Origin of the sequence: Thermus composti (assembly GCF_014647535.1) — a bacterium.
Classification (GTDB): domain Bacteria; phylum Deinococcota; class Deinococci; order Deinococcales; family Thermaceae; genus Thermus; species Thermus composti.
In genome coordinates this window covers 60884-82383 of sequence record NZ_BMPJ01000010.1, presented here as the reverse complement: position 1 = coordinate 82383, position 21500 = coordinate 60884, and the positions used below count along the sequence as shown (strand labels likewise).

23 protein-coding genes are annotated in these 21500 nt (G+C 67.8%); 8 read left to right on the top strand and 15 right to left on the bottom strand.

Annotated features, from left to right (window positions below; genetic code table 11):
* The first annotated feature begins 235 nt into the window (after positions 1 to 235).
* Complete coding sequence (locus IEX93_RS05545) at positions 236 to 1825, top strand: 30S ribosomal protein S1 (protein ID WP_188847249.1); 1590 nt, start codon at positions 236 to 238, stop codon at positions 1823 to 1825.
* 56 nt (positions 1826 to 1881) lie between these two features.
* Here the strand turns inward: IEX93_RS05545 and IEX93_RS05540 are convergent, their stop codons facing one another.
* The 11 genes from IEX93_RS05540 to IEX93_RS05490 all read right to left on the bottom strand — a co-directional run bounded on the left by IEX93_RS05540 (position 1882) and on the right by IEX93_RS05490 (position 13445).
* Entirely contained in the window at positions 1882 to 3153 is a 1272-nt protein-coding gene (locus IEX93_RS05540) for a cytochrome b (protein WP_188847248.1), read from the bottom strand.
* 9 nt (positions 3154 to 3162) lie between these two features.
* Positions 3163 to 3795 (bottom strand): QcrA and Rieske domain-containing protein, encoded by a 633-nt coding sequence (locus IEX93_RS05535; protein WP_188847247.1) that lies wholly within the window; start codon positions 3793 to 3795, stop codon positions 3163 to 3165.
* 8 nt (positions 3796 to 3803) lie between these two features.
* Positions 3804 to 4286, bottom strand: coding sequence for a cytochrome C (locus IEX93_RS05530; protein WP_188847246.1), 483 nt, complete (start codon positions 4284 to 4286; stop codon positions 3804 to 3806).
* 3 nt (positions 4287 to 4289) lie between these two features.
* Positions 4290 to 5018, bottom strand: coding sequence for a c-type cytochrome (locus IEX93_RS05525; protein ID WP_188847245.1), 729 nt, complete (start codon positions 5016 to 5018; stop codon positions 4290 to 4292).
* An 81-nt stretch (positions 5019 to 5099) separates the two neighbouring features.
* Complete coding sequence (locus IEX93_RS05520) at positions 5100 to 5864, bottom strand: sugar phosphate isomerase/epimerase family protein (RefSeq protein ID WP_188847244.1); 765 nt, start codon at positions 5862 to 5864, stop codon at positions 5100 to 5102.
* 10 nt (positions 5865 to 5874) lie between these two features.
* A complete protein-coding gene (locus tag IEX93_RS05515) occupies positions 5875 to 7071 on the bottom strand; it encodes an ABC transporter substrate-binding protein (RefSeq protein ID WP_188847243.1) in 1197 nt (398 codons plus the stop codon).
* Positions 7072 to 7094: 23 nt separating this feature from the next.
* Complete coding sequence (locus IEX93_RS05510) at positions 7095 to 8249, bottom strand: extracellular solute-binding protein (RefSeq protein ID WP_188847242.1); 1155 nt, start codon at positions 8247 to 8249, stop codon at positions 7095 to 7097.
* 2 nt (positions 8250 to 8251) lie between these two features.
* The gene (locus IEX93_RS05505) at positions 8252 to 9439 is read right to left on the bottom strand and encodes an ABC transporter substrate-binding protein (RefSeq protein WP_188847241.1); all 1188 of its coding nucleotides are present in this window, start codon (positions 9437 to 9439) and stop codon (positions 8252 to 8254) included.
* Between the two features lie 9 nt (positions 9440 to 9448).
* Complete coding sequence (locus IEX93_RS05500; protein WP_188847240.1) at positions 9449 to 10225, bottom strand: PaaX family transcriptional regulator; 777 nt, start codon at positions 10223 to 10225, stop codon at positions 9449 to 9451.
* Positions 10225 to 12204, bottom strand: a complete 1980-nt coding sequence (gene thrS / locus IEX93_RS05495; protein WP_188847239.1) for a threonine--tRNA ligase — start codon at positions 12202 to 12204, stop codon at positions 10225 to 10227. Before thrS ends, IEX93_RS05500 begins: the two co-directional genes overlap by 1 nt.
* Before the next feature lie 17 nt (positions 12205 to 12221).
* Positions 12222 to 13445, bottom strand: coding sequence for an MFS transporter (locus IEX93_RS05490; RefSeq protein WP_188847238.1), 1224 nt, complete (start codon positions 13443 to 13445; stop codon positions 12222 to 12224).
* Between IEX93_RS05490 and IEX93_RS05485 the strand changes: the two genes are divergently transcribed.
* Positions 13402 to 14370: a tetratricopeptide repeat protein gene (locus tag IEX93_RS05485; RefSeq protein ID WP_188847237.1), complete on the top strand. Its 969-nt coding sequence runs from the start codon at positions 13402 to 13404 to the stop codon at positions 14368 to 14370. The two genes, IEX93_RS05490 and IEX93_RS05485, sit on opposite strands and share 44 nt — an antisense overlap.
* 41 nt (positions 14371 to 14411) lie before the next feature.
* Positions 14412 to 14840: a hypothetical protein gene (locus IEX93_RS05480; RefSeq protein WP_188847236.1), complete on the top strand. Its 429-nt coding sequence runs from the start codon at positions 14412 to 14414 to the stop codon at positions 14838 to 14840.
* Here the strand turns inward: IEX93_RS05480 and IEX93_RS05475 are convergent.
* Both IEX93_RS05475 and IEX93_RS05470 read right to left on the bottom strand, forming a co-directional pair.
* A complete protein-coding gene (locus tag IEX93_RS05475) occupies positions 14828 to 15028 on the bottom strand; it encodes a hypothetical protein (RefSeq protein ID WP_188847235.1) in 201 nt (66 codons plus the stop codon). The genes IEX93_RS05480 and IEX93_RS05475 overlap by 13 nt on opposite strands.
* A gap of 13 nt (positions 15029 to 15041) precedes the next feature.
* A complete protein-coding gene (locus IEX93_RS05470; RefSeq protein WP_188847234.1) occupies positions 15042 to 15662 on the bottom strand; it encodes a hypothetical protein in 621 nt (206 codons plus the stop codon).
* Positions 15663 to 15685: 23 nt separating this feature from the next.
* Between IEX93_RS05470 and IEX93_RS05465 the strand changes: the two genes are divergently transcribed.
* Genes IEX93_RS05465 through IEX93_RS05445 form a run of 5 tightly spaced genes read left to right on the top strand, consistent with a single transcriptional unit; the run spans position 15686 to position 18735 of the window.
* Positions 15686 to 16408: a metallophosphoesterase family protein gene (locus tag IEX93_RS05465; protein WP_188847233.1), complete on the top strand. Its 723-nt coding sequence runs from the start codon at positions 15686 to 15688 to the stop codon at positions 16406 to 16408.
* Entirely contained in the window at positions 16375 to 17184 is an 810-nt protein-coding gene (locus IEX93_RS05460; RefSeq protein ID WP_188847232.1) for a DNA polymerase III delta subunit-related protein, read from the top strand. Before IEX93_RS05465 ends, IEX93_RS05460 begins: the two co-directional genes overlap by 34 nt.
* The gene (locus IEX93_RS05455; protein ID WP_188847231.1) at positions 17181 to 17948 is read left to right on the top strand and encodes a PSP1 domain-containing protein; all 768 of its coding nucleotides are present in this window, start codon (positions 17181 to 17183) and stop codon (positions 17946 to 17948) included. Before IEX93_RS05460 ends, IEX93_RS05455 begins: the two co-directional genes overlap by 4 nt.
* Positions 17945 to 18481 carry a flavin reductase family protein gene (locus IEX93_RS05450; RefSeq protein ID WP_188847230.1) on the top strand — a complete coding sequence of 179 codons (537 nt, stop codon included), beginning with the start codon at positions 17945 to 17947 and terminating at the stop codon, positions 18479 to 18481. Before IEX93_RS05455 ends, IEX93_RS05450 begins: the two co-directional genes overlap by 4 nt.
* A complete protein-coding gene (locus tag IEX93_RS05445; RefSeq protein WP_188847229.1) occupies positions 18478 to 18735 on the top strand; it encodes a hypothetical protein in 258 nt (85 codons plus the stop codon). The genes IEX93_RS05450 and IEX93_RS05445 overlap by 4 nt, the downstream gene beginning before the upstream one ends.
* Here the strand turns inward: IEX93_RS05445 and IEX93_RS05440 are convergent.
* On the bottom strand, positions 18723 to 19646 hold the full coding sequence (locus IEX93_RS05440; RefSeq protein ID WP_188847228.1) for an ABC transporter permease: 924 nt from the start codon (positions 19644 to 19646) through the stop codon (positions 18723 to 18725). The genes IEX93_RS05445 and IEX93_RS05440 overlap by 13 nt on opposite strands.
* Entirely contained in the window at positions 19643 to 21457 is a 1815-nt protein-coding gene (locus tag IEX93_RS05435; protein ID WP_188847227.1) for an ABC transporter permease, read from the bottom strand. The genes IEX93_RS05440 and IEX93_RS05435 overlap by 4 nt, the downstream gene beginning before the upstream one ends.
* Positions 21458 to 21500: the final 43 nt, after the last annotated feature.

Sequence of the window (21500 nt, the reverse complement as noted above, 5' to 3'; positions counted from 1 at the left end):
CGGTACCAGATACGGGCTGCGCCCGCAAGGGGAGATTTACCACGAAACGGAGATGTGGGTAAAGTCCTGCTAAACCCCTTGGCAAGGGGTAGGGGGCGTGGTATAAAAGAAGGGTATGCCCTTCGGGGCCGGTTCACGCGGAAGAGGGGAGTAGCGTTCTCCCCCTCCTTTTCGTGTGAACGCGCGCGAAAGCGCCCGCCTTCTTAGGAAGGCGCGTAAGGAGGAAAGAGGCGGCATGGAAGAAAAGGCGACCCAGACCCCAGAACAGACCTTCAGCATGGAGGAGGCCCTTCAGGAAACCGAGGCCCGTTTGGAGAAACGCGTTCGCCCCGGTCAGATCCTGACGGGCACCGTGGTCCTGGTGGGTTCGGAAGGCGTAGCGGTAGATATCGGCGCCAAGACGGAAGGTATCATCCCCTTCAACCAGCTCACCGAAAGGTCCCTTTCGGAAGAGGAGCTTAGGGAGCTCTTGAAGCCCGGGGACCGGGTCAAGGTCCAGGTCCTGCGGGTGGATCCGGAGACGGGCCAGATCCTGCTTTCCCGGAAGAAGGTGGAGCAAAACGAGCACTGGGTCCGGATCCAGGAGCTCTACGAGAAGGGGGAGCCGGTCACCGTTACCGTTAAGGAGAAGGTCAAGGGGGGCGTGGTCGCTGAGCTGGACGGCGTCCAGGCCTTCATCCCGGCTTCCCAGCTGGACCTGCAGCGCATCCCCAACCTGGACGCCTTCGTGGGCCAGCAGATCCCGGCCAAGATCATTGAACTCAACCGCAGGAAGAAGCGGGTGATCCTCTCCCGCCGGGTCCTCCTGGAGGAGGAGCAGAAGCGGGCCAAGGAGGCCTTCTTCCGGAGCCTAGAGTCCGGCCAGGTGGTGGAAGGGACGGTCGTGGAGGTTACCGATTTCGGGGCCTTCGTCAACCTGGGGCCGGTGGACGGCCTGGTCCACCGCTCCGAGCTCACCTGGGGGCGGTTTGGCCACCCCCGGGAAGTGGTCCAGAAGGGGCAGAAGGTCCAGGCCAAGGTCCTCTCCGTGGACCCCGAGAAGGAGCGGATCAACCTCTCCATCAAGGCCCTCACCCCTGACCCCTGGACCACCGTGGCCGAGAAGTACCCGGTGGGCACCCGGGTGCGGGGCAGGGTGGTGGGCCTCACCGATTTCGGGGTTTTCGTGGAGGTGGAGCCGGGCCTCGAGGGCCTTGTCCACATCTCCGAGCTCTCCTGGACCAAGCGGCCCAAGCACCCTTCCGAGGTGGTGAAGGAGGGGGATGAGGTGGAGGCCGTGGTCCTCCGCCTGGACCCCGAGGAGCGCCGCCTCTCCTTGGGCCTCAAGCAGACCCAGCCCGATCCCTGGCAGCTTCTCGTGGAGAAGTACCCGCCGGGGAGCGTGGTCAAGGGGAAGATCACCGGAGTCACGGACTTCGGGGTCTTCGTGGAGGTGGAACCGGGCATCGAGGGCCTGGTCCACATCTCCGAGCTGGACCACGCCCGGGTGGAGAACCCCCAGGCCCTCTTCAAGAAGGGGGACGAGATGGAGGTGGTGGTCCTCCACATAGACCCCGTGGAGCAGCGGGTCTCCCTCTCCCGCAAGCGCCTTCTTCCGCCCCCGGCTCCCAAGGCCGAGGACAAGCCCCGCCGGGCCAAGGGCAAGGGCGGGAAGCGGCGCGCGGGGCCTTCCCGCCGGGAGGAGCGCCGGGAGTACGAGTACGGGGCGGTGGCCGAGTACAACCTCTACGATGCCTCCGCCGTGCCCACCTCCACCGCCAGCGTGAAGCTGGGCGACCTCTACGGGGACCTCCTGGCTAGCCTCGGCCTGGAAGAGGAAAAGTGAAGCTTCAGGGGCCCCGGCAGGGGCCCCTGAAAAAAAAGCCCCCCGGGAAGGGGGGCTTAGCTCTTCCCGGCCTCGGAAACCTCCTCCTTTTTCCCGTAGAAGATCCGGATCAGGGTGTAGGAGAGGAGGAAGGTGAGCAAGGGGCCGCCCAGGACCAGGGTCCAGAGGACGGCGTTGTTGCCGAGAAGGGAGCCCTGTTGCTGGAAGTCAATCTTGTAACCCGCCAAGGTGCTCATGAGGAAGAAGGCCAGGAGGGCCAGGATAGCGCTGGTACGCACGGGGTGTTCCGAGGGAAGCTCCATGTAGCGCATCTTGTCCTTGCGGGTGTCCACGAAGGGAAGAAGGAGGCCAATAAGGGCTAGGATCCCGGGCACCACCACGCCGCCGATGAACTCCGGTCCGATGACCGCCCCGAAGAGGTGGAACTCCCAGCTAGAGGGGATGATCTGGAGGAGCCCGTAGAGCCAAAGGAAGTACCAGTCGGGCTTCACCGCCGGGGTGTTGGGGGTGGGGGGGCCGAAGGCCTCAATGGGGTGGGCCAGGAAAGCCCCAGCGATCAGGGTCATGATGCCCACGTAGAGGGCGAAAAGGATGATCATCATGACCATCTGCTGGGGGTACATGGGCACCCCCAGGATCTTCCCCGGGGCCACCCGCTCGGCGTAGCGGGGCTGGGTGTGCTTCTGCTTCACCATGATGGCCAGGTGGGCCCCGATCAGGGCCATGAGGAGGAGGGGAAGCCAGAGCACGTGCAGGCTAAACAGGCGGGGAATGGCCTTTTCCGAGCCCGGGAACTCCCCGCCGAACATGATCTCCGCCAGGGTTCCCCCGATCCAGGGGATGGAGTGGGCGATGCCGTAGCCGATGCGGGTGGCGGTGACGGCGTAGTTGTCGTAGGGAAGCGCATAGCCGGTGAAGGCGGTGACCACCGCCAGGCCCAGAAGCCCAAGCCCCACCAGGTAGTTGAGCTCCCGGGGCTTCTTGTAGGCCCCCGAGAGGAGGATCCTGAGCATGTGGAGGAAGGCGGCGGCGATCATCACGTGGGCCGACCAGTGGTGGAGGCTCCGGATCACGGCACCGAAGGGGAGGCTGTCTATGTAAAGGACGCTGGCGTAGGCGGCGGGCACCGTGCGCCCGTCGGGTAGGCGCACCTCGCGGATGGAGGGCTCGTAGTTCAGGGTGAGGAAGACCCCGGTGAGGACCAGGACCACGAAGGCGAAGAGGGTGATCTCCCCCAGGAAGAAGGAGTGGTGCACGGGGAAGGCCTTGCGCAGGACCTTGTGGTAGAGGCCCGTGAGGTCTAGGCGCTCGTCAAGCCACTTGTACATGCTTCCCTCCTAAACATGGCGGCAGCAGGTTAGGGCGCTCGCCTGGACGCCCACCGGCCCCAAGAACTCCCCGGCGGCCACCAAGACCCCGTCCTCCACCCTTAAGGGAAGCTGGGGCACGGGGCGGGGCGGGGGGCCGGCGATGATCTTGGCCCCGTCCCTAAGGTCGTACACGCCGCCGTGGCAGGGGCAGAGGGCCGCTTCCTTGTCCGCCACCCACTGGCTCACGATGCACCCCAGGTGGGTGCAGACGGCGGAGTAGGCCACCACCCCCTCCACGGCGTGCTGGGCGGTTTCCGGGGAGAGCTCTTCCGGATTAAAGCGGGCCACGAGGACGGTGTTCTTGGCCTCCCCGCTCTTCACCACCTTGGTCTTGGGGTCCATGGGGTAGGCCAGGACGAAGGGGTCGTTGGGCTTGAGCTCCTCGAGGCGGATGGGCTTGGGCTCCCCGCCCCCCTGGGCGTAGACCAGGATGTCCCCGGGCTTCAAGGGCTCCTTCTCCGGGGTCACCTCCTTCCGGGGCCTGAGGCTTGCCCCCACGTAGAAGGCGGAGACCAGGGAGAGGCCGATGCCCGTGCCGATCACTGTCTTCAGGAAAAGCCGCCTACGGGATTGGCGCAAGCGGATCTCGCGTTCGTCCATGCTTCACCTCACCAGGGGAACTCGCTTTTCTCCTCCTCGGTGATCACCTCGTCCCGGCCGAAGAAGCGCTTGTAAATGCCGAAAAGGGCCGCCACCACCAGGCTTATGGACCCGAAGATGAGGCCCTGAAGCCAGGTGGGGTTGTGCCCGGTCTGGGCGGAGTAGACCAGGAGCCGCACGAAGAAGCCGGAAAGGGCGGTGAGGAGGAGGACCAAAACCACGCCCGCGGCCACGGGGGCGGTGGAGGGGGTAGGGAAGTGCCGCCCGGGCCTGAGCTCCGGGCCTTCCAACCAATAGGAGACGAGGCCGATGAGGCCGTAAAGAAGGAGAACGGCCCCGAAGGCCATGAGGCCGATCTGCCCCACGGAAAGCTCCAGGGGGGTGTGGCCCAAGAGGCGGGCGATGTGCTGACCGTCCAGGTAGGCGGCGTAGAAGAGCCCCGCCGCCAGGATCAGGGCGAAGGTGGGCAGGATGGGGTCGTTCCGGTACATGGCTCACTCCACCGGGCCGAAGTTGTTGCCGAAGCTATTCCGGATGTAGGTGGCCACCGCCTTAAGCTCCTCCTCGCTGAAGTTGGCCCCCACGGCGGGCATGGCCCCGCGGCCGTTCTTGACGATGTTAAGGATCATCTGGGCGTCCTGGAGGTTGGGGTTGCCCGCCAGGGCGGGGAAGGCGGGGGGCATGCCCTGGCCGTTCGCCTGGTGGCAGGCGGCGCAGTGGGCCTCGTAGAGGGCCTTGCCCTTTTCCATGAGGGCGGGGTCCACCCCCGCGGGGACCGCCTCTTGCCCGCCCCCGTGGGCCTGGGCTTCCTGGGCGGGCGGGGCCACCTCCTCCACGATGCGCTCTGTGGCCGGAGAGAGGGCGAAGTAGCTCCAGATGCCACCCAGCACCACCACGGCGGCCACCGCGTACCAGAGGGGGTTGAAGCGAGGGGTTTCCACGGGGAGCTCCGGCTCGCCCACGTGCATGCGGAGCTCCACCTCCCCCGCCACCTCCCCCCCTTCGTCCACGCCGAGGACCAGGACATCGGGGTAGTTGTTGACGGTGAAGGGGATGACCCGGATCTCCTGGCCTCCCCCGCGGAAGTGGGTCACCACCCTAAGGGTGTGCTCCCCGTCGGGGAGGTTCCGGGTGTCCAGTTTGAGCCGGTAAGGGGGCTCCTTCAGGACGGCCACGGGCTCGGTCCCTTGGTCCAGGTAGACTTCAATGCGGTCTACGATCATCTCCCCTCCCTTTGTGAATAGGGGCGCAAAGCCCCACTTCACCCACTATAAAGGCTTGGCGGCAAGGACAGATGTCCCGCCTTAGCCCCAAAACCTCCGCAGGCGCTCTGCGCTTCGGATCACCCCGGCCTTGCCCCCTGTGACCTCGAGGGCGGCCGTGCCCTGGAAGCCCTCGAGGAAGGGCTTTAGGCTTTCCCAGGGTATGCGCCCGGACCCGACGGGCAGGTGATCGTCCTTTTGCCCGTGGTTGTCGTGGAGGTGGAGGTGGAGAAGGCGGGGGGCGAGGGCCTCCAGGTAGCGGAAGGGCCCCTTGGGGCCCAGCTCCACCAGGGCGTGGCCCACGTCCAGGCAGAAGCCGTACTGGGGGAAGCGCTCAAGGAGCTTTTGGAGGTCTTCCGGCCCTTGGATGAGGTCTTCCTCGGAGAGGGCGAGGTTTTCCAAGGCCACGGGGAAGGGGAGGGGAAGGAGGGCGGAGAGGGTTTGTTCCAGGGCCTCGTGGGCCAGGTTCAGGGCCAGGGGGTGGCGGAAGGGGACCTGGCCCGTGTGCAGGACCCCCACCTTGGCCCCCAAGGCCTCGCCGAACTCCAGGGCCCGCTTGAGGCGGTCCTCCGAGAGCTGGCGCACGCTGGGGATGAGGCTTGCGGGGTTGACCTCTACAAAGGGAAGGTGCAGGGTGAAGCCCACGCCCAGGGCCTCTCCCGTGGCCCTCAAGGAGCGGGGGTCGGGGAGGGGCAGGACCTCGTGAAGGTCGTAGGCCACCTCGAGGTCCAGGCCGAGCTCCGCCGCCAGGGGAAAGGCCTCCTCGTAGCTTAGGAGGGCGTTAAAGGGGGTAAACCCGAGGCGCATCCGCCCCATTCTAGCGGATGGCCTCCGCCTTTCGCTGGGCCTCCTCCAGGGCCTTTCGCGGGGGAACCCCGCCCTTGAGGCTTTGTTCCAGGGCCTCGGCCAGGAGGCGGGCCCAGGCGGAGAACTGGGGGAGCCGGGGCCTTTCTTGGGCGTGGGCGATCTGCTCAAAGGCCACTTTGCGGAAGGGGTTTTCCCGGTAGAAACCCTCTAGAAGGGGCAGGGCCGACTTGCGCACGGGCACGTAGTAGCTGGCCTCCACGAAACGGGCCACGTTCTTGGGCTCCATGAGGTAGCGCCAGAAGGCCAAAGCCCCCTGGACCTGGGCTTCCGAGGCGCTCCTTAGGACTACCAGCTGGGCCCCGCCCATGGGCACCTTGCCCCCCTCCTCCCGGGGCACGGGGGCCACCCCCAGGGCGAAGGCGAAGGAGAAGTTCTCGGCGGCGGGCCAGTTGGCGATGGAGGCCATGACCATCATCCCCTTGGTGCGCACGAAGTCCAGCTGGGCGAAGGTGGCCTCCGCCAGGTTGCGGGCCTGGGCGTGGCCCCGTTGCACCATGCGGTGGAGCATCTCCAGGGCCTGGAGGGCCTCCTTGGAGGTGAAGTTGGGCCTGCCATCCTTCACTAGGCTTCCCCCCCGGCTCGTCACCATGGCCTCAAAGAGCCAGGCTTGGGGGTCGGTGACGAAGATGAAGCCCTTGGTCTGGCGGGAGGTGAGGGCCTGGGCTACCCGTTCAAACTCCTTCCAGTCCTTGGGGGGCTTGAGGCCCTTGGCCCGGAAGGCGTCCAGGTTGTAAAAGAGGACCGGGGTGGAGGTGTTGAAGGGTAGGTCGTAGCGCCTGCCCTCCACCATCCCGTAGTTCCAGGCGGGCGCAAAGAGATCTTCCACGAAGGCCATTTCCAGATCCAGGTAGGGGTCAAGAGCCAAGGCCTGCCCCTCCGCCACCAGGCGGGGGAAGAAGGAGAGCTCCGCCTGGAAGAGGACGGGCCCGCTTCCGGTCCTTAAGGCGGCCACCAGCTTGGCCTCGGCCTCGGGGTAGGTGCCCTGGTACTGGGGCAGGACCCGGTAGCGGTCCTGGCGGGCGTTGAACTCCTGGGCGAAGGCCGCAAGAAGCCTTCCCGCCGGGCCGTCCATGGCGTGCCAGAAGGGGATCTGGACCTGGCCCAAGGCGGGGAGGAGGAGGAAGAGGAGCAAAACCCCCTGGCGCATGCCCCGATGCTACCACGCCCCCGTCAGGGGATTTTAAGGGCCCGGGCCTGGGCCTCCTCCAGGGCCTTCTGCGGGGGCGTGTTCCCTTTCAGGGCCTTTTCCAGGGCCTCCTCCAAGGGGGGTGCCCAGAGGAGGAGGGGGCTATCCTGGTGCCACGGGGTGAGGCGGGTCTTTTGGCTTAGGAGGAGCCTCCCCACCTCCTCCTTCCGCCAGGCCTCCTGGGCCTCGAGGCTTAAGGGGAGGTAGTAGGCCCCCCGGGCCAGGGCGAGCTGCCGCTCCTTGTCCGCCAGGTGCCGGTAAAAGGCCCTAAGGCCTTCCCGCACCTCGGGGCCTGCGTGGCGGAGGGCCACCAGCACCGACCCCGAGGCGGCCACCCGGCCTTGGGCCTCCAGGGGCAAGGGGGCGAGGCCCACGGTGAAGGGAAGCCTCGTGCGGCTTTGGACGGCGGGAAGAAGGGTGGAGGGCCCCATGGCCAAAAAGGCCTTGGTCCTTAAAAAGTCGGCTCCTGCGGCGAAAAGCTCCGTGGCCGAGCGCACCTGCAGGGCCCCTTCCCTTTCCAAGGCCTCGAGGTACGCCAAGGCCCGCACCGCCCCTTCCCCGTCCAGGGCGGGCCTTCCTCCTTGGGCGAGCCTTCCCCCCTGGGCCAGGACCAAGGTGGCGAAACTGTAGACGTCGGCGGAGAAGAGAAGGCCCTTGGCCGAGCGGGTGGAAAGCCTCCGCGCCGTCTCCCTAAGCCCCAAGAGGTCCCGGGGAGGCGAGAGGCGGCGGGCCTTAAGGGCCTCCTGGTTGTAGAAGAGGACCGCCACCGAGACCCCCAAGGGGTAGCCGTAAAGCCGCCCTCCCACCTCTCCCAGCCGGAGGAGGTCGGGGTCCAGATCGGGGGCCTGGGGCGGGGGGAGGGGGGCGGCCAGGCCCTCCCGCACCAGGACGGGGAGGAAGCCCAGCTCCACCTGCGCCGCCGGGGGGGCGGTGCCGTTGCGCAGGGCGGCGGTGAGCAGGGCGCCCAGCTCCCGGTAGTCCCCTACGAAGCGGGGGAGGATGCGGAAGCGGTCTTGCGACCGGTTGAAGGCCGCCGCCTCGGCCTCCAAAAACCCTCCTTCCCCCAGGGTGTGCCAGAGGGGGATCTCCACTTGGGCTAAGGCCAAACCCAGGAAAAGACCCAGGGCAAGCCCCCGCACCCTTACCTCCCCTCCGCCGCCAGGGCCTTCTTCTGGGCTTCCTCCAGGGCCACCTGGGGCCTGACCCCTTGCTTGAGGCTCCGCTCCAAGGCTTCCTCCAGGTAGCTGTACCAGACCACCACCTCGGGGTCTTGGCTCCAGGGGCGGCCCCACTCCGCCTGGGCGAAGACCGCCCGCCGCTCGGGGTCCTGGAGGAAGTCCTTTAGCTCCGCCTCGGCGGCCCGCCTCAGGGGCAGGTACCAGGTGGTGCGCACCCAGGCCGCCTGGCGCTTGGGGTCTAGGAAGTGGCGCCAGAAGGCCACGGCCCCCTGGGCCTGCTCGGGGGTGGCGCCCCTTAGGACCACCAGGGCCGCCCCCGAGAGGGGGACGGCGCCCTCCTTCTCCCGGGGCACGGGGGCGAGCCCCACGGCGAAGGGAAGGGCGGTCTGGGCCTGGACCACGGGGAGGGCGGTGGTGGGGCCTAGGCCCATGAAGGCCTTGGTCCTCAGGAAGTCGGCCACGGCGTAGGGGGCCTCCGCCAGGTTGCGGGCCTGGGCGTGGCCCCGTTGCACCATGCGGTGGAGCATCTCCAGGGCCTCGAGGGCCTCCTTGGAGGTGAAGTTGGGCCGGCCGTCCTTCACCAGGCTCCCGCCCCGGCTCATGACCAGGGTGGTGAAGGCCCAGATGTCCGTGGTGACCACGAACCCCTTGGCGGTGCGGCTCGTGAGCTTGGCCGCCGCCGCCTCAAGCTCGGCCCAGGTCCTGGGCGGGGTGAGCCCCTTGGCCCGGAAGGCGTCCTTGTTGTAGTAAAGGGCGGGCACGGAAAGCCCCAGGGGAAGGCCTAGCGTCCTCCCCTGGACCTGGACCGCCCGCATCATCCCCGGGTAGAGGTCCTGGGGGAGGTCCTGGAGGTAGGGGTCCAGGGGCACGGCCACCCTTTCCTGGCCCAGGCGGGGCAGGAAGGAAAGCTCCCCGTGGAAGAGGACCGGGGCGTTTCCCGAGCGCAAGGCGGCAAGAAGCTTCACCCCGGCCTCCCGGTAGTCCCCCACGTAGCGGGCCTCGAGGCGGTAGGCCTTTTGGCTTTGGTGGAAGCTTCGGATGGCCTCTTCCAGGATAGCGCCCCCGGGGGGGCCCGCGGTGTGCCAGAAGGGAATCACCACCTGGGCCTGGGCAGCCCCCAGGAGGCCCAGGGCCAAGAGGAAGCGCCGCATGCCCCAAGCTTACCCGGCTTTGGGTGAGAGGGCTGAAAGGGGAAGCCCCAGATCCTTAAGGAAGGGGAGGGCCCTTTGGTAAAGGTCCTCGCGGGCCTGGAGGAAGCTTTGGTGGGCCTCCACCCCCAGGAAGCCCGGCGGGCAAAGCCCCTGCGGCAGGAGGGGGTCCAGGAAGAGGGCCTTGCGCATCTCGTGGACCAGGCGGGTGAGGGTGCGGAAGGCCTCCAAGGGATCCTCGGGGATGGCCACGGGGAAAAGCCCCCGGTAGTGGGCCTCCGCCTCCTTCAGGGGGAAGATGGCGAGGATCTCCTCCGGCGCCTCCAGGGGCCTGGCCTGGAAGCTCCGGGCCCTTAGGCGGTAGAAGCCGAGGAGTTCCCGGGTGGCCCTAAGGTCCACCCCCGCCCCCAGGTAGAGCCCAGGTTGCAGGCTCCCGTAGCCCAAAAGGGCCATCTCCCGCCGGAAGCGCTCCCGCCTTCCCCGCTCCTTGGGGCCCTCGGGCAGGACCAAAAGGAGGCTCCCGTCCCAAGGGGCCCTGGGGCCGTAGAGGCGGCGGCGCACCTGGCGCACCTGCCAGTAGACCCTTTCCGAGAGGGTATAGAGGGCGGTGCGCCCCTCCCGCTTGGGCTGCACCCAGCCCCGCTTGGCGCTCCGGGAAAGCGCCGCCCGCACCGCCGCCTCGGAGAAGCCCAGGACTTCCATCATGGCGATGAGGTCCTTGACCCGGGCTTCCCGCTCCGGGTAGATGTACTCCAGAAAGAGGGTGAAGATGGTAGAACGCGCCCGCATCAGAAAGGGGATTCTAAAAGCCTTTCCCGGTACTCCTTGAGGGCCCCTTCCAGGAAAGCCGGAAGGGGCATCCCCCCCAGGTTCCCCCGGTGGCGCCTGCGCACGCTCACCGTGCCCTCCGCCTTCTCCTTCTCTCCTATCACCAGGACGTAGGGGATCTTCTGCACCTCGGCGTCGCGCACCTTGGCCTGCATCCTCTCGTTCCTGAGGTCCGCCTCGGCCCTAAGGCCCGCTTCCTTAAGCCGATGGGCCACCTCCTGGGCGTAGTCCGCCTGCTTCTCCGAGACGGGGACCACCACGGCTTGCACCGGGGCAAGCCACAAGGGGAAATCTCCGGCGAAGTGCTCAATGAGGATGCCGATGAAGCGCTCCAAAGAGCCAAAGGGGGCCCGGTGGAGCATCACGGGGCGGTGCTCCTCCCCGTCCGGGCCCACGTAGGTGAGGCCGAAGCGCTCCGGGAGGTTGTAGTCCACCTGGATGGTGCCAAGCTGCCACTCCCGGCCCAGGGCGTCCTTCACCACGAAGTCCAGCTTGGGGCCGTAGAAGGCGGCATCCCCCTCTTCCACCGTGTACCGGAGGCCGGCCTCGGCCGCCGCCTCCTCAATCTGCCGCTCCGCCAGGGCCCACTTGGCCTCGTCCCCCACGTACTTTTCGCTCTTGGGGTCCCGCACCCCGATCCGGGCCCGGTAGTCCTTAAGCCCCAGGGTGGCGAAGACCTTAAGGACCAGGTCCAAGACCCCCAAAAACTCCCCCTTCACCTGCTCGGGGGTGCAGAAGATGTGGGCGTCGTCCTGGGTGAAGCCCCTAACCCTCGTGAGGCCAAGAAGCTCCCCCGCCTTCTCGTAGCGGTAGACGGTGCCGAACTCGGCAAGCCTCAGGGGAAGCTCCCTGTAGGAGCGCTTCCTGTAGGCGTAGATCCTGATGTGGTGGGGGCAGTTCATGGGCTTGAGGAGGTACGCCTCCTCCTCGCCCCGTTCCTTGAAGCTGATGGGAGGAAACTGGCTTTCCGCGTAGTAGGGGTAGTGGCCCGAGGTCTTGTAGAGCTCGAGGCTCCCGATGTGGGGCGTGGTCACCAGCTGGTAGCCCCGCCTCACCTGCTCCTCCCGCATGAAGGCCATGAGCTCCTCCCGGACCACGTTCCCCTTGGGGAGCCAAAGCACCAGGCCCTTCCCCACCATGGGGTCAATGAGGAAAAGCTCCAGCTCCCGCCCAAGCCGCCGGTGGTCCCGCTTCTTGGCCTCCTCCAGCTGCCAGAGGTACTCCTTAAGCTCCTCGGCGGTGCGGAAGGCCACCCCGTAGACCCTTTGGAGCATGGGGCGTCGCTCGTCCCCCCGCCAGTAGGCCCCCGCCACGTGGGTGAGCTTGAAGTGGGGGGGGATCCTGCCCGTGGAGGGGACGTGGGGCCCGCGGCAGAGGTCGGTGAAGCCGAAGCTCTCGTCCCCCTGCTGGTAGAAGCTGATCTCTTCCCCCTCGGGGATCTCCAGGATGAGCTCCGTCTTGTAGGGGTCCTTTCCCCGGTAGCGGGCCAGGGCCTCCTCCCGGGGGAGGACGAAGCGCCTTAGGGGGAGGTCCCGCCTCAGGATCTCCCGCATCTTTTCCTCTATGGCGGGGAGGTCCTCGTCGGAGAGGGGCTCGGGGGCGTCTATATCGTAGTAGAAGCCCTTCTCTATGACCGGTCCCACGCCTAGCTTGACGCTATCCGGGTCGTACCCCTTTTCCCGGAAGTATTCCCGCACCGCCTGGGCCAGGACGTGGGCTAAGGTGTGGCGGAAAAGGGTCTGGAACTCGGGGTCCTTCTCGGTGAGGATCCGCACCCGGGCCCCCGGGGGAAGGGGTTTGAAGAGATCGTAAAGCTCCCCGTCCACCAGGGCTCCCACCGCCGCCTTGGCCAGGCCCGGCCCGATCCTTTGGGCCACGTCCCGGGCGGTGGCCCCCTCGGGGACCTCGAGGGCCTTCCCGTCCGGCAGGTAAACCGTCATGTGCCCTACTATACAGGCTAGCCTTCCTGGGGAAGCCGCCTTCCCAGAAGAAGGCCCAGGGCGTAGGCCAGGGCGGCCAGGAGGAAGAGGGCGGAAAACCCCAGGCGGTCCAGGACCACCCCTCCCAGCACCGGGGCGAAGCCCATGACCCCGGCCAGGGTGTTGCCCAGGCCGATGTAAGCGCTCCGCTTCTCTTCGGGGGCCAGGTTGAGGAGGTAGGTGGAGGTGGCCAGCCCAAAGGCGGAGAGGTAAGCCCCTTGCAGGAAGAAGACCACCCCGAAGGTCCCGGGGGGGAGCAGGGGGGCGAGGAGGAGGGCCAGAAGGGCCAGGGCCATCCCCGGGAGGAGGACCCTTTTGGAGCTCTTTTGGGCGAGCTGGGCCCAGAGGAGGTTGCAAAGGGTGAAGGAAAGGGCGTAAAAGGCCAGGTAGAGGCCTAGCTCCTCCTTCTGGCCCAGTTTCTGGACCGCGTAGGCGGCGAAGAAGGGCTCGGCCATCCCCCCGAGGGCCAGGAAGGCGCGGACCCCCAGGTACCTGCGGAACCCCGGGTCCTTGAGGGGGGCGAGGAGGTCGGGCCTCTGGGAGCTTGGGGGATCTTCGGGCTCGTCTATCAGGCCGAAGAGGTACCAGCCTATCCCGAAGGCCAGGGTCCCCAGGGCGAAGACCAGGGCGTAGGGTAAGGGGAAGGGGAGGTCCAGGGCCAGAATCTCCCGCGTCAAAAGCCCCGCCAGAAAGGCCAAAAACCCTCCGATCAGGTTTCTTGCGGAGAAAAGCCCCGACCTCTTTTCCCTGGGGATGGCCTTGGCCAGGACCTCCCAGAAGGGGAGGTTGGAGATGCCGTTGAAGAGGGCGTTGAGGGAGAGGCCCAGGAAAAACCCTCCAAGGAGGGCCCCCGGCCAGGGCCCTAGGAAGAGGGCGCTTAGGGTGACCAGGGAAAGGCCTAGAAGCCGCAGGGCGGCCATCCGCCGGTAGAGGAGGATCTTCCGGGGGAGGCGGCTTACGTAGCCCACCAGGAAGGCCTGGGGGAGGAGGGTGCCCGCATAGAGGAGGGCGGGTAGGAGGCCGACGAGGCTTCCCGGGACCCCCAAAGCGGCGGCGAAGCCAGCCAGGACGATGTAAGGGTTAAAAAAGGCATCCCCTAGCCACACCAGCCAGCCGTTCACCACCGCCAGGCGGTAGTTCCGCTCCCTTAGGTCTAAGATGGAGAGGATGCTTGTCCTGCCTTCCCTGGGGGCCTTCCACATCCTGCACCCACGCTACAACGCCGCCACGGTTTTGGCCATTCTGGAAGAGGCCCGCCCTCCCGCCGTTTACCTGGCCTCCCTCTCCCCCGAGGCCCTGGAAGGGGGTGGGTGGCGGGAGGAGGACCCCCTTCTTTTCCACCTCCTGCCCTGGGCGGAAAGGCGGGGCATCCCCGTGGTGGCCTTAGACGGGGAGGGCCACCTCAAGGCGGAGGCCGAGGCCTTCCGGGAGGCTTTGGCCCAGCACCCCCGGGGGGCCCCCTACCTGGACAGGATGCGGGCCTTTGACGAGGCCCTTCTGGCCCTCCTCAAGACCCCCCTCACCCCGGAGGCCCTGGGGGGGGAGGAGTTCCTGGCGGGCATCCGGGAGGTCTACCAGGGCTTCGCCCAGGCCTTCGGGGAGGGGCCGGCCACGGGCTTTAGAAAGCGGCGCATGGAGCGGGTGGTGGAGGCCCTGAAGGGGCGGGAAGGGGCGGTGGTGGCGGAGCTTCTGGACTACCTTTTTCTGGCCGAGGCCTTCCCCGAGGCCCTGCCCAAGGCCCACACCCCCACGGAGGAGGAACGGGAGCGGGCCCTTCTGGACCGGGCCTGGCAGCTTAAAGAGGAGGACGACTGGACCGCCCTTTTGGAGGGGCTCTTCGCCATCGGAAGCCCCGAGGCCCTCTACCTAGCGGCCCAGATCTACCTGGCGGCGGGGGCGTGGCGGGAGGCCTTGGGCCTCATGGAAGAGGTGGTCCGGATGGACTTCCAGCACCCGGGCTACCTCCCGGGCTACGTCCTCGCCCGCTTCGGCCAGCTTCTGGACCTGGCGGGGGAGAGGGAGCGGGCCTTGAGGGCCTACCGGGGGGTTTTGGCCCTCTCCTGGGCCCCCGAGGAGGCCCGGGCCATCGCCTTTGCGGGGCTTAGGAGCCCTTTCCGCCTTGGGTAGCGGGGTCATTTGTCCCCAAGGGGCGGGCCTATCCTTAGGGCATGGAAGTGGAGGTCCGCCGCCTGCGCCACGCCCATTACCTGCGGCTGGCGGCGGCCCACGCCGGCCCCTTGGGGCCCGCCCTCCTCGGCCACCCGGAGCTTGCCCCCCTTTACCCCGAGGCCTACGCGCGCTGCCCCGGGGCGGAGGGGCTTGCCTGCTTCGGGGTGGGGGGAGAGCCCAAGACCTGCGTGGCGCGGCGGCTTGAGCACCTGGCCTATAGCGCCCTCCGGGGAGGGAGGCGGCGCCGGGAGCAGGAAAGGGCCATGGTGGAAGGGCTCCTCCTCTGCCTAGCCCATCTGGAAAAGACCTTCCCCGAGGCCTTCCGCCCGGTGCTGGCCGCCACCCGGGACTTTCTGGAGCAAGATCTTAAATACCTCCGGGGGGAGCTTCCCCCGGAAGCCTTCCTCCGGGCCCTTCAGAGCAGGTGATGGGCCTTGCCGATCAGGAGCATAAGGGCCACGGTCCCGGCGGAAAGCAGGATCAGGAGGAGCATAAAGAGGACAAAGCGCAGGTCAAAGGTCTCGCCTTCCGTGGTGAGGACCCGGGGGTTGAGGATCAGGTAGAAGAAGAGGGTCACCAGCGCGGCGCCGAGGGCGAAGAGGACTATGTACACCATGGCTATCCTCCTTTTAAGGGAGGCCTAAAAGCGCCTCCAGGCTCGCCCTCAAGTTTACCAGCCCCACCCCGTAGGTGGGAATCCCCCGCCTGCGCCCCGCCGCCCCCAGGTAAGGCCCTGGGGCTAAGGGGAGGTCCAAGGGTAGAGGAGGGCTTTCCCAAGGCTCGTAGGCCCGAACCTCCCGGTAGACGAGGCCCGTGGGGGCTTGGACGTGGAGGGTGAGGGGCGGGGCCTCGTCCTCGAGGGCCCGCCACCCCCTTTCCGTCTCCTTCCCCCCCGGGAAGGCGAGGCCCAGGCCCTCCCCGGGGAAGGCCAGAAGGAGACGGTCCGGGCGCAGGTGGTCCAGGAGGTGGGCCAGGGGGGCCAGGGTGGGGCCCGAGAGGGGGGTCCCCTCCCGGGTGGGGGAGAGGGGGGAGGGGTCCAGAGCCAGGATCACCCGGCCCCGGAAGGCGAGGCCGTTTAGGGCCTGAAGGACGGGGATCGCCTCGGCGTAAGGGGCGTGGAGGAGGGTGGTCCGCCCTCCCCGGCCTCCTTCCAGGTAGGCGTAGAGGGTACCGAAGGCGTCCAGGCCTGCCCGCAGGTGTTCCGAGAGGACCTCTAGGTCTTGGGAAAGGACCTCCAGAAGGGGAGCCATGGCCCCATGGTATCCTATGCCCCGTGCGCTACCTGGTCCTCTCGGACATCCACGGGAACTGGCCCGCCCTCGAGGCGGTGCTGGAGGAGGCCCCCCCTTTTGACCGGGTGCTCTTCCTGGGGGATGCGGTGGGCTACTACCCCGACGGGGACCGGGTCTTGGCCTGGCTAGAGGAGGTGGGGGCGGAGTGCGTCTTGGGCAACCACGACGCCTGGCTCCTCGCCTTAGACCGCCTGCCCCAAGAGGGGGCGGTGATGGAGATCCTGGCCTGGCAGCGGGAAAGGCTTTCCCCCCGGGCCCTTTCCTTCCTGGCCTCCTGGCCCTGGCAGAAGGAGGTGGAGGGGGCCCTTCTGGTGCACGGGAGCCCCTGTGACCCCCTGGAGTACGTGGACGACCTCGCCGTGGCCCGGGAGGCCTTCCGCTGCGCCGAAAACCGCCTCGCCTTTCACGGCCACACCCACCTGGCGGGGGCCTTTTTGGAGCTTAGAGGGCCCCGCCCTTGGGTGCGCTACCAGGCCTTTCCCGAGGGGGGGGAGCTTCTCCTTCCCCCTTCGGTGCGGGCCCTTCTGAACCCGGGCTCTGTGGGCCAGCCCCGGGACGGGGTGCCGGGGGCGGCCTTCGCTCTCTGGGAGGGGGACGAGGTGCGCTTCTACCGGGTGGCCTACCCGGTGGAGCGGGTGGCCGCCCGCTTGGAGGAGGAGGGGTTTCCCCCATGGCTCTACCAGCGGCTTCTCCTTGGCCAATAGTGGGCCACGAGGAGGTCCTGGCCCTTTTGCCCCGCCTTAGGGCCCACGCCCTCCTCTTCACCGGCCCCGAAGGGGTGGGGAGGCGGCTTGTGGCCCGCTGGTACGCCGTGGGGCTTAACCGGGGCTTCCCGCCCCCTTACCTTCCCGAGCACCCCGACCTTCTGGAGATCGCCCCCAAGGAGCGGGGGCTTCGGGGGGAGAAGGAGGTGCGCCTCGAGGAGGTGGAACCCCTTTGGGACTGGTTCGCCACCCACCCCCGGGAGCGGGTGAAGGTGGCCATCCTGGACGCCGCCCACCTCCTCACCGAGGCGGCGGCCAACGCCCTCCTCAAGCTCCTGGAGGAGCCCCCGGCCTACGCCCGCCTGGTCCTCATCGCCCCAAGCCGGGACACCCTCCTTCCCACCCTGGCGAGCCGCCTCCTGGAGGTTCCCTTCGCCCCTGTGCTCCAGGAGAAGCTTTCCGCCCTCACCCAAGACCCCGAGCTTCTGGCCTACGCCGCCGGGGCCCCGGGGCGCCTTAGGCGCGCCCTTCAGGACCCGGAAGGCTTCCAGGCCCGCATGGAACGGGCCAAAGAGGCGCTTCGGGCGGGCTCCTTGGCCCGGCTTTCCCTCCTTAGGGAGCTTCTGGCGGAGGAGGAAGGTTTTTTCGCCCTTTACGCCCTCCTTCGGGAAAACCCCCGGGGCCTTCTCGCCTTGGAGGCGGCCCGGGAGGCCCTGGAGCGCTACGTGAACCCCGAGGTGGTCCTGGCCCGGTTGAGCGTAGACTTAGAACCATGACCGTGGGCGTACGCTTCCGCACCCCGCTCCTCCGCTACTTTCGCTTCCAAGGGGAGCCGCCCCCTCTAGAGGCCTACGTGGTGGTGCGCACGGGGAGGGGGCTAGAGGTGGGCCGGGTGCGCACCCCCCCGAGGAAGGCCAAGGAGGAAGGGGAGGTGGTGCGCCTCGCCACCAAGGAGGATCTGGACAAGGCGGCCCGCCTCAGGGCCCGGGCCGAGGAGGTGGGCTTTTACCTGAGGGCCCGGCTCAAGGAGGAGGGCATCTCCGCCAAGATCTTAGGCTGCGACCTCACCCTGGACGGGCGGCACCTTTCCGTCCATTACGCCGCGGCGGAGCGGGTGAACCTCCGGCGCTTCAGCCGGGAGCTCTCCCAGCGCTACGGGGTCCGGGTGGAGTTCGTGGCGGAAGGCCCCCGGGAGGAGGCCCGGTACCTGGGGGCCTTGGGGGCTTGCGGCATGGAGTCCTGTTGCTCCACCTGGCTCCAGGGTTTCGCCCAGGTGTCCATCAAGCTGGCCCGGGACCAGCAGCTTCCCCTAAACCCGGAGAAGATCTCGGGCCCTTGCGGGAGGCTCCTCTGCTGCCTCACCTACGAGCACCCCGTTTACCAGGAGCTTCTTAAGGAACTCCCTAAAAAGAACGCCCGGGTGTGCACTAAGGCCGGCCTCTGCGGCAAGGTGCAGAAGGTGAACCCCCTGAAGGGCACGGTGGAGCTCCTCCTGGAGGAAGGCAAGACCGTGGAAGTGGACAAGGAGGATCTGGCATGAGGTCCTACCGGGCGCAAGGTCCCCTGCCCGCCTTCTACCACTACTACCCCGGGGTCCCCGCCGTGGTGGGGGTGCGGCTTGGGGAGCGGGTGAACTTCTGCCCCGCCGTCTGGAACACGGGCCTTTCCGCCGACCCGCCCCTCTTCGGGGTCTCCATCAGCCCCAAGCGCTTCACCCACGGGCTCCTCCTAAAGGCCCGCCGCTTCTCGGCGAGCTTCCACCCCTTCGGGCAGAGGGACCTGGTCCACTGGCTGGGAAGCCGCTCGGGGCGGGAGGTGGACAAGGGGAAAGCCCCCCACTTCCTGGGCCACACCGGGGTGCCCATTCTGGAAGGGGCCTACGCCGCCTACGAGCTGGAGCTTTTAGAGGTCCGCACCTTCGGCGACCACGACCTCTTCGTGGGCAAGGTGGTGGCGGTCTGGGAGGAGGAGGCCCTTTTGGACGAGAAGGGAAGGCCTAAGCCCGGCCTTTCCCTCCTCTACTACGGCAAGGGCCTTTATGGGCGCCCTGCCGAGGAGGCGTCTTCGCCGTGAGGGAGGCGGAGGCCTGGGGAAAGAGGGTGCGCCGCTTGGTCTTTAACCGCCAGGGGACGGAGGCCCAGATCTTCTTTGAGGAGGGCTTCCTCTACCTCAGGGCGGACGCCCACGCCCGCTTCGCCCAAGGGGTGGGGGCGGAAAGCCTCGAGGGCTTCGCCCTTCTGAAGGGCGGGGTGGAGCTCGTCTTCCGGGACGGGAGCCGCCTGAGGCTCCTCTACCGCCTGGGGCGGCTTCGCACCTACTTCTCGTAGGGCTTGCCCACCGCCGCCGGGGGACGGCTTCGGCCGATAAACCCCGCCAGGACCAAGACGGTGACCACGTAGGGGAAGGCCTGCACCAAGACGGCGGGGAGGATCTCCGTGCCCTGGAGCTGGATGGCCAGGGCCGAGGCGAAGCCGAAAAGGAGGGTGGAGAAGAGGATCCCCACCGGGTGCCACTTGCCGAAGATCATGGCCGCCAGGGCGATAAAGCCCATCCCCGCCGACATTCCCCGCACGAACTGGTTGAGGAAGCCGATGGCGAGGTATGCCCCGGCAAGCCCCGCAAGAATCCCGGAGAGGACCACCCCGGTATACCGCATCCGGTAGACGTTCACCCCCAGGGTGTCGGCGGCCTCGGGGTGCTCCCCCACCGCCCGCAGGCGGAGGCCGAAGGGGGTCTTGAAGAGAACCCACCAGGTGAGGGGCACGAGGAGGAAGGCCAGGTAGACCAAAGGGGAAAGCTGGAAGCCCTCCGGGCCCCAGAGGGGGAGGCGGTTCGCCACCTCCTTGGAGCTCGTGGCGTTGCCGTAGAAGTAGGTGAGGACGAGGCTCGGGGCGCCCAGGGCCAGGAGGTTGAGGGCGGTGCCGCTGATGATCTGGTCGGCCCGGTACTTGATGGAGACCAGGGCGTGGACGAAGGCCACCAGGCCCCCTACCCCCATGGCGGCCAGCACCCCCACCCAGGGAAGCCAGGGGTGGGGCCCGGGGCCCAGGGCGGCCTCGAGGCGCTCCACCACCACCGCCGCCGTGAGGGCGCCGAAGAGGAGGATGCCCTCGAGGGCGATGTTCACCACCCCGCTCCTCTCCGAGAACATCCCCCCGAGGGCGGTGAGGAGGAGGGGCGTGGTCTGGCGCAGGGTGGAGAGAAGAAGCGCGGTGAGGAAGGCGGCGTCCAGGCTCATTCCTTCACCTCCTTTTCCGCCTTGAGTTCCACTTCCGCCGCCCTCAGGGGGTCGGTGAAGTAGCGGGGCAAAAAGCCTCCTGCGGCGACGAAGAGGACGATCAGGGCCTGAAGGACCGAGACCAGCTCCCGGCTGATGCCCAGCTGCAGGTTCACCTGGAGCCCTCCCGTGAGGAGGATGCCGAAAAGCCAGGCGGCAAGCCCCACGCCCAAGGGGGTGTTCTGGCCCATGAGGGCCACGGCGATGCCGTCAAACCCCACGGAGTAGGGGAGGGACTGCTTCAGGCGGTACTCGTCAATCCCCCCGCCCAAAACGTAGTGGGTGGCGGCAAGCCCCGCCAAGGCCCCCGCCAAAAACATGACCCAGACCATCTTCTGCCCTGCCCGCACGCCCCCGTACTCCGCCGCCTTGGGGGCGAGGCCCAAAGCCCGCAGCTCATACCCCCCCACGGTGCGGAAGACGTAGAAGTGGAAGAAGAAAAGCGCCCCCAAGGCCAGAAGAAAGGCCCCGTTCAGGCGCACGGAGGTGAGGTCGGGGCCGAAGGCCACCTCTGGCCCGGGGAGAAGCCCTCCCACCAGGTAGCCCCCCGCCCCCAGAAGAAGGGCCCCCAACACCCGGTGCCCCAGGCTCTTCCGCACCAGAAAGTAGCCCAAAAGTCCCAGGAGGAGGGCCAAGGGCAGGGCGAAGGAGAGCTCCCCCCCGGGGGCCACCAGGTCGGTCCAGTGGGGGATGCGGGCCTCAGGCCGGATCTCGTAGCTCCGGGCCTCGTACCCCGGGTACTTGAAGGGGAGGTAGAGGGTGCGGCCGAAGAACTTGTACTCGTTGGCGGAGATGAGGAAGAGGAAAAGGCTTGCGGCGATGTAGTTCAGCATGATGGTGTTGATCACCTCGTGGGCCCCGAAGCGGGCCTTGAGCCAGCCGGGCAGCGCCCCCCAAAGCCCCCCCGCTAGGGCGGCGGCCAGGATGGCCAAGGGAAGCACCAGCCACCTGGGCCCGGGCAGGTACACCCCCACCAGCATGGCGGCGATGGCCCCCAGGATGAGCTGCCCCGAGGCCCCGATGTTGAAGAGGCCGCCCCTAAACCCCAAGGCCACCGCCAGGCCGGTGAAGACGAGGGGGGTGGCCAGGAGGAGGCTTTGCAGGAACCCGGAGGGGTTTACCAGGGGGCTATAGAGGAGCTGGTAGGTGTAGGTGATGAGGTCTAGCTTCAGCATCAGGCTTTCCCTGAGGCCCTGGGCCTCCCCGGGGCTTTCCTTCAGGACCGCTACGATGACCCCGCCGATGCCCGAGGCCAGAAGGAGGGAAAAGAGGGGCACCACCACCCCCCGCCGGCGCACCAAAAAGGCGAGCCCCCCCGGGGAGAAGACCCGGGCCAGGAGGAGGAGGTAGAGGCTATAGGCCAAGGTGGCGTAGCTCCCAAGCCCCAGGCTAAACCGCCTTAGAACGGGCCTTTCCGCCCCGGCGTTCACCTGGGCCACGCTCCCTTGGAAGAGGAGGTAGGTGAGGAGGAAAAGGCCAAGCCCAAGGGCCCCCGCCCAGTAGAGCCCCTTGGGGGCGGCCTTGGTCCAGGGGAGGAGGAGGCTTAGGCCGAGCCAGGCCAGGGAGAGGTAGAAGATGGGGTAGAGCCAGCCGTCCCGGTAGCCTTGGGGAAGGCTTCCTTGGGGAAGGTGGTGGCCGAAGGGGTTGAGGAGCACCCCCTCCCCGCCGAAGATCCGGTGGGGCACGGCCCAGGGCGAAAAGTACCAGAGGAGGAGGGTGAGCCCCCCTCCCAGGAGGACGAGGAGCCCCAGGCGCTTGCGGTCCGTCAACACGCGGAGGATTTTACCCCAAGAGGGGGGCCTTTCGTGCTAGACT

Excerpts from the sequence above, each read along its gene's own strand:
- IEX93_RS05505 (WP_188847241.1), bottom strand. The coding sequence starts at position 9,439 with ATGCGGCGCTTCCTCTTGGCCCTGGGCCTCCTGGGGGCTGCCCAGGCC.
- IEX93_RS05515 (WP_188847243.1), bottom strand. The coding sequence starts at position 7,071 with ATGCGCCAGGGGGTTTTGCTCCTCTTCCTCCTCCTCCCCGCCTTGGGC.
- IEX93_RS05480 (WP_188847236.1), top strand. The coding sequence starts at position 14,412 with ATGGAAGTGGAGGTCCGCCGCCTGCGCCACGCCCATTACCTGCGGCTG.
- IEX93_RS05455 (WP_188847231.1), top strand. The coding sequence starts at position 17,181 with ATGACCGTGGGCGTACGCTTCCGCACCCCGCTCCTCCGCTACTTTCGC.
- IEX93_RS05525 (WP_188847245.1), bottom strand. The coding sequence starts at position 5,018 with ATGATCGTAGACCGCATTGAAGTCTACCTGGACCAAGGGACCGAGCCC.
- IEX93_RS05500 (WP_188847240.1), bottom strand. The coding sequence starts at position 10,225 with ATGCGGGCGCGTTCTACCATCTTCACCCTCTTTCTGGAGTACATCTAC.
- IEX93_RS05490 (WP_188847238.1), bottom strand. The coding sequence starts at position 13,445 with ATGTGGAAGGCCCCCAGGGAAGGCAGGACAAGCATCCTCTCCATCTTA.
- IEX93_RS05440 (WP_188847228.1), bottom strand. The coding sequence starts at position 19,646 with ATGAGCCTGGACGCCGCCTTCCTCACCGCGCTTCTTCTCTCCACCCTG.
- IEX93_RS05460 (WP_188847232.1), top strand. The coding sequence starts at position 16,375 with ATGGCTCTACCAGCGGCTTCTCCTTGGCCAATAGTGGGCCACGAGGAG.
- IEX93_RS05450 (WP_188847230.1), top strand. The coding sequence starts at position 17,945 with ATGAGGTCCTACCGGGCGCAAGGTCCCCTGCCCGCCTTCTACCACTAC.
- IEX93_RS05475 (WP_188847235.1), bottom strand. The coding sequence starts at position 15,028 with ATGGTGTACATAGTCCTCTTCGCCCTCGGCGCCGCGCTGGTGACCCTC.
- IEX93_RS05470 (WP_188847234.1), bottom strand. The coding sequence starts at position 15,662 with ATGGCTCCCCTTCTGGAGGTCCTTTCCCAAGACCTAGAGGTCCTCTCG.
- IEX93_RS05545 (WP_188847249.1), top strand. The coding sequence starts at position 236 with ATGGAAGAAAAGGCGACCCAGACCCCAGAACAGACCTTCAGCATGGAG.
- IEX93_RS05530 (WP_188847246.1), bottom strand. The coding sequence starts at position 4,286 with ATGTACCGGAACGACCCCATCCTGCCCACCTTCGCCCTGATCCTGGCG.
- IEX93_RS05520 (WP_188847244.1), bottom strand. The coding sequence starts at position 5,864 with ATGCGCCTCGGGTTTACCCCCTTTAACGCCCTCCTAAGCTACGAGGAG.
- IEX93_RS05535 (WP_188847247.1), bottom strand. The coding sequence starts at position 3,795 with ATGGACGAACGCGAGATCCGCTTGCGCCAATCCCGTAGGCGGCTTTTC.
- thrS (WP_188847239.1), bottom strand. The coding sequence starts at position 12,204 with ATGACGGTTTACCTGCCGGACGGGAAGGCCCTCGAGGTCCCCGAGGGG.
- IEX93_RS05540 (WP_188847248.1), bottom strand. The coding sequence starts at position 3,153 with ATGTACAAGTGGCTTGACGAGCGCCTAGACCTCACGGGCCTCTACCAC.
- IEX93_RS05485 (WP_188847237.1), top strand. The coding sequence starts at position 13,402 with ATGGAGAGGATGCTTGTCCTGCCTTCCCTGGGGGCCTTCCACATCCTG.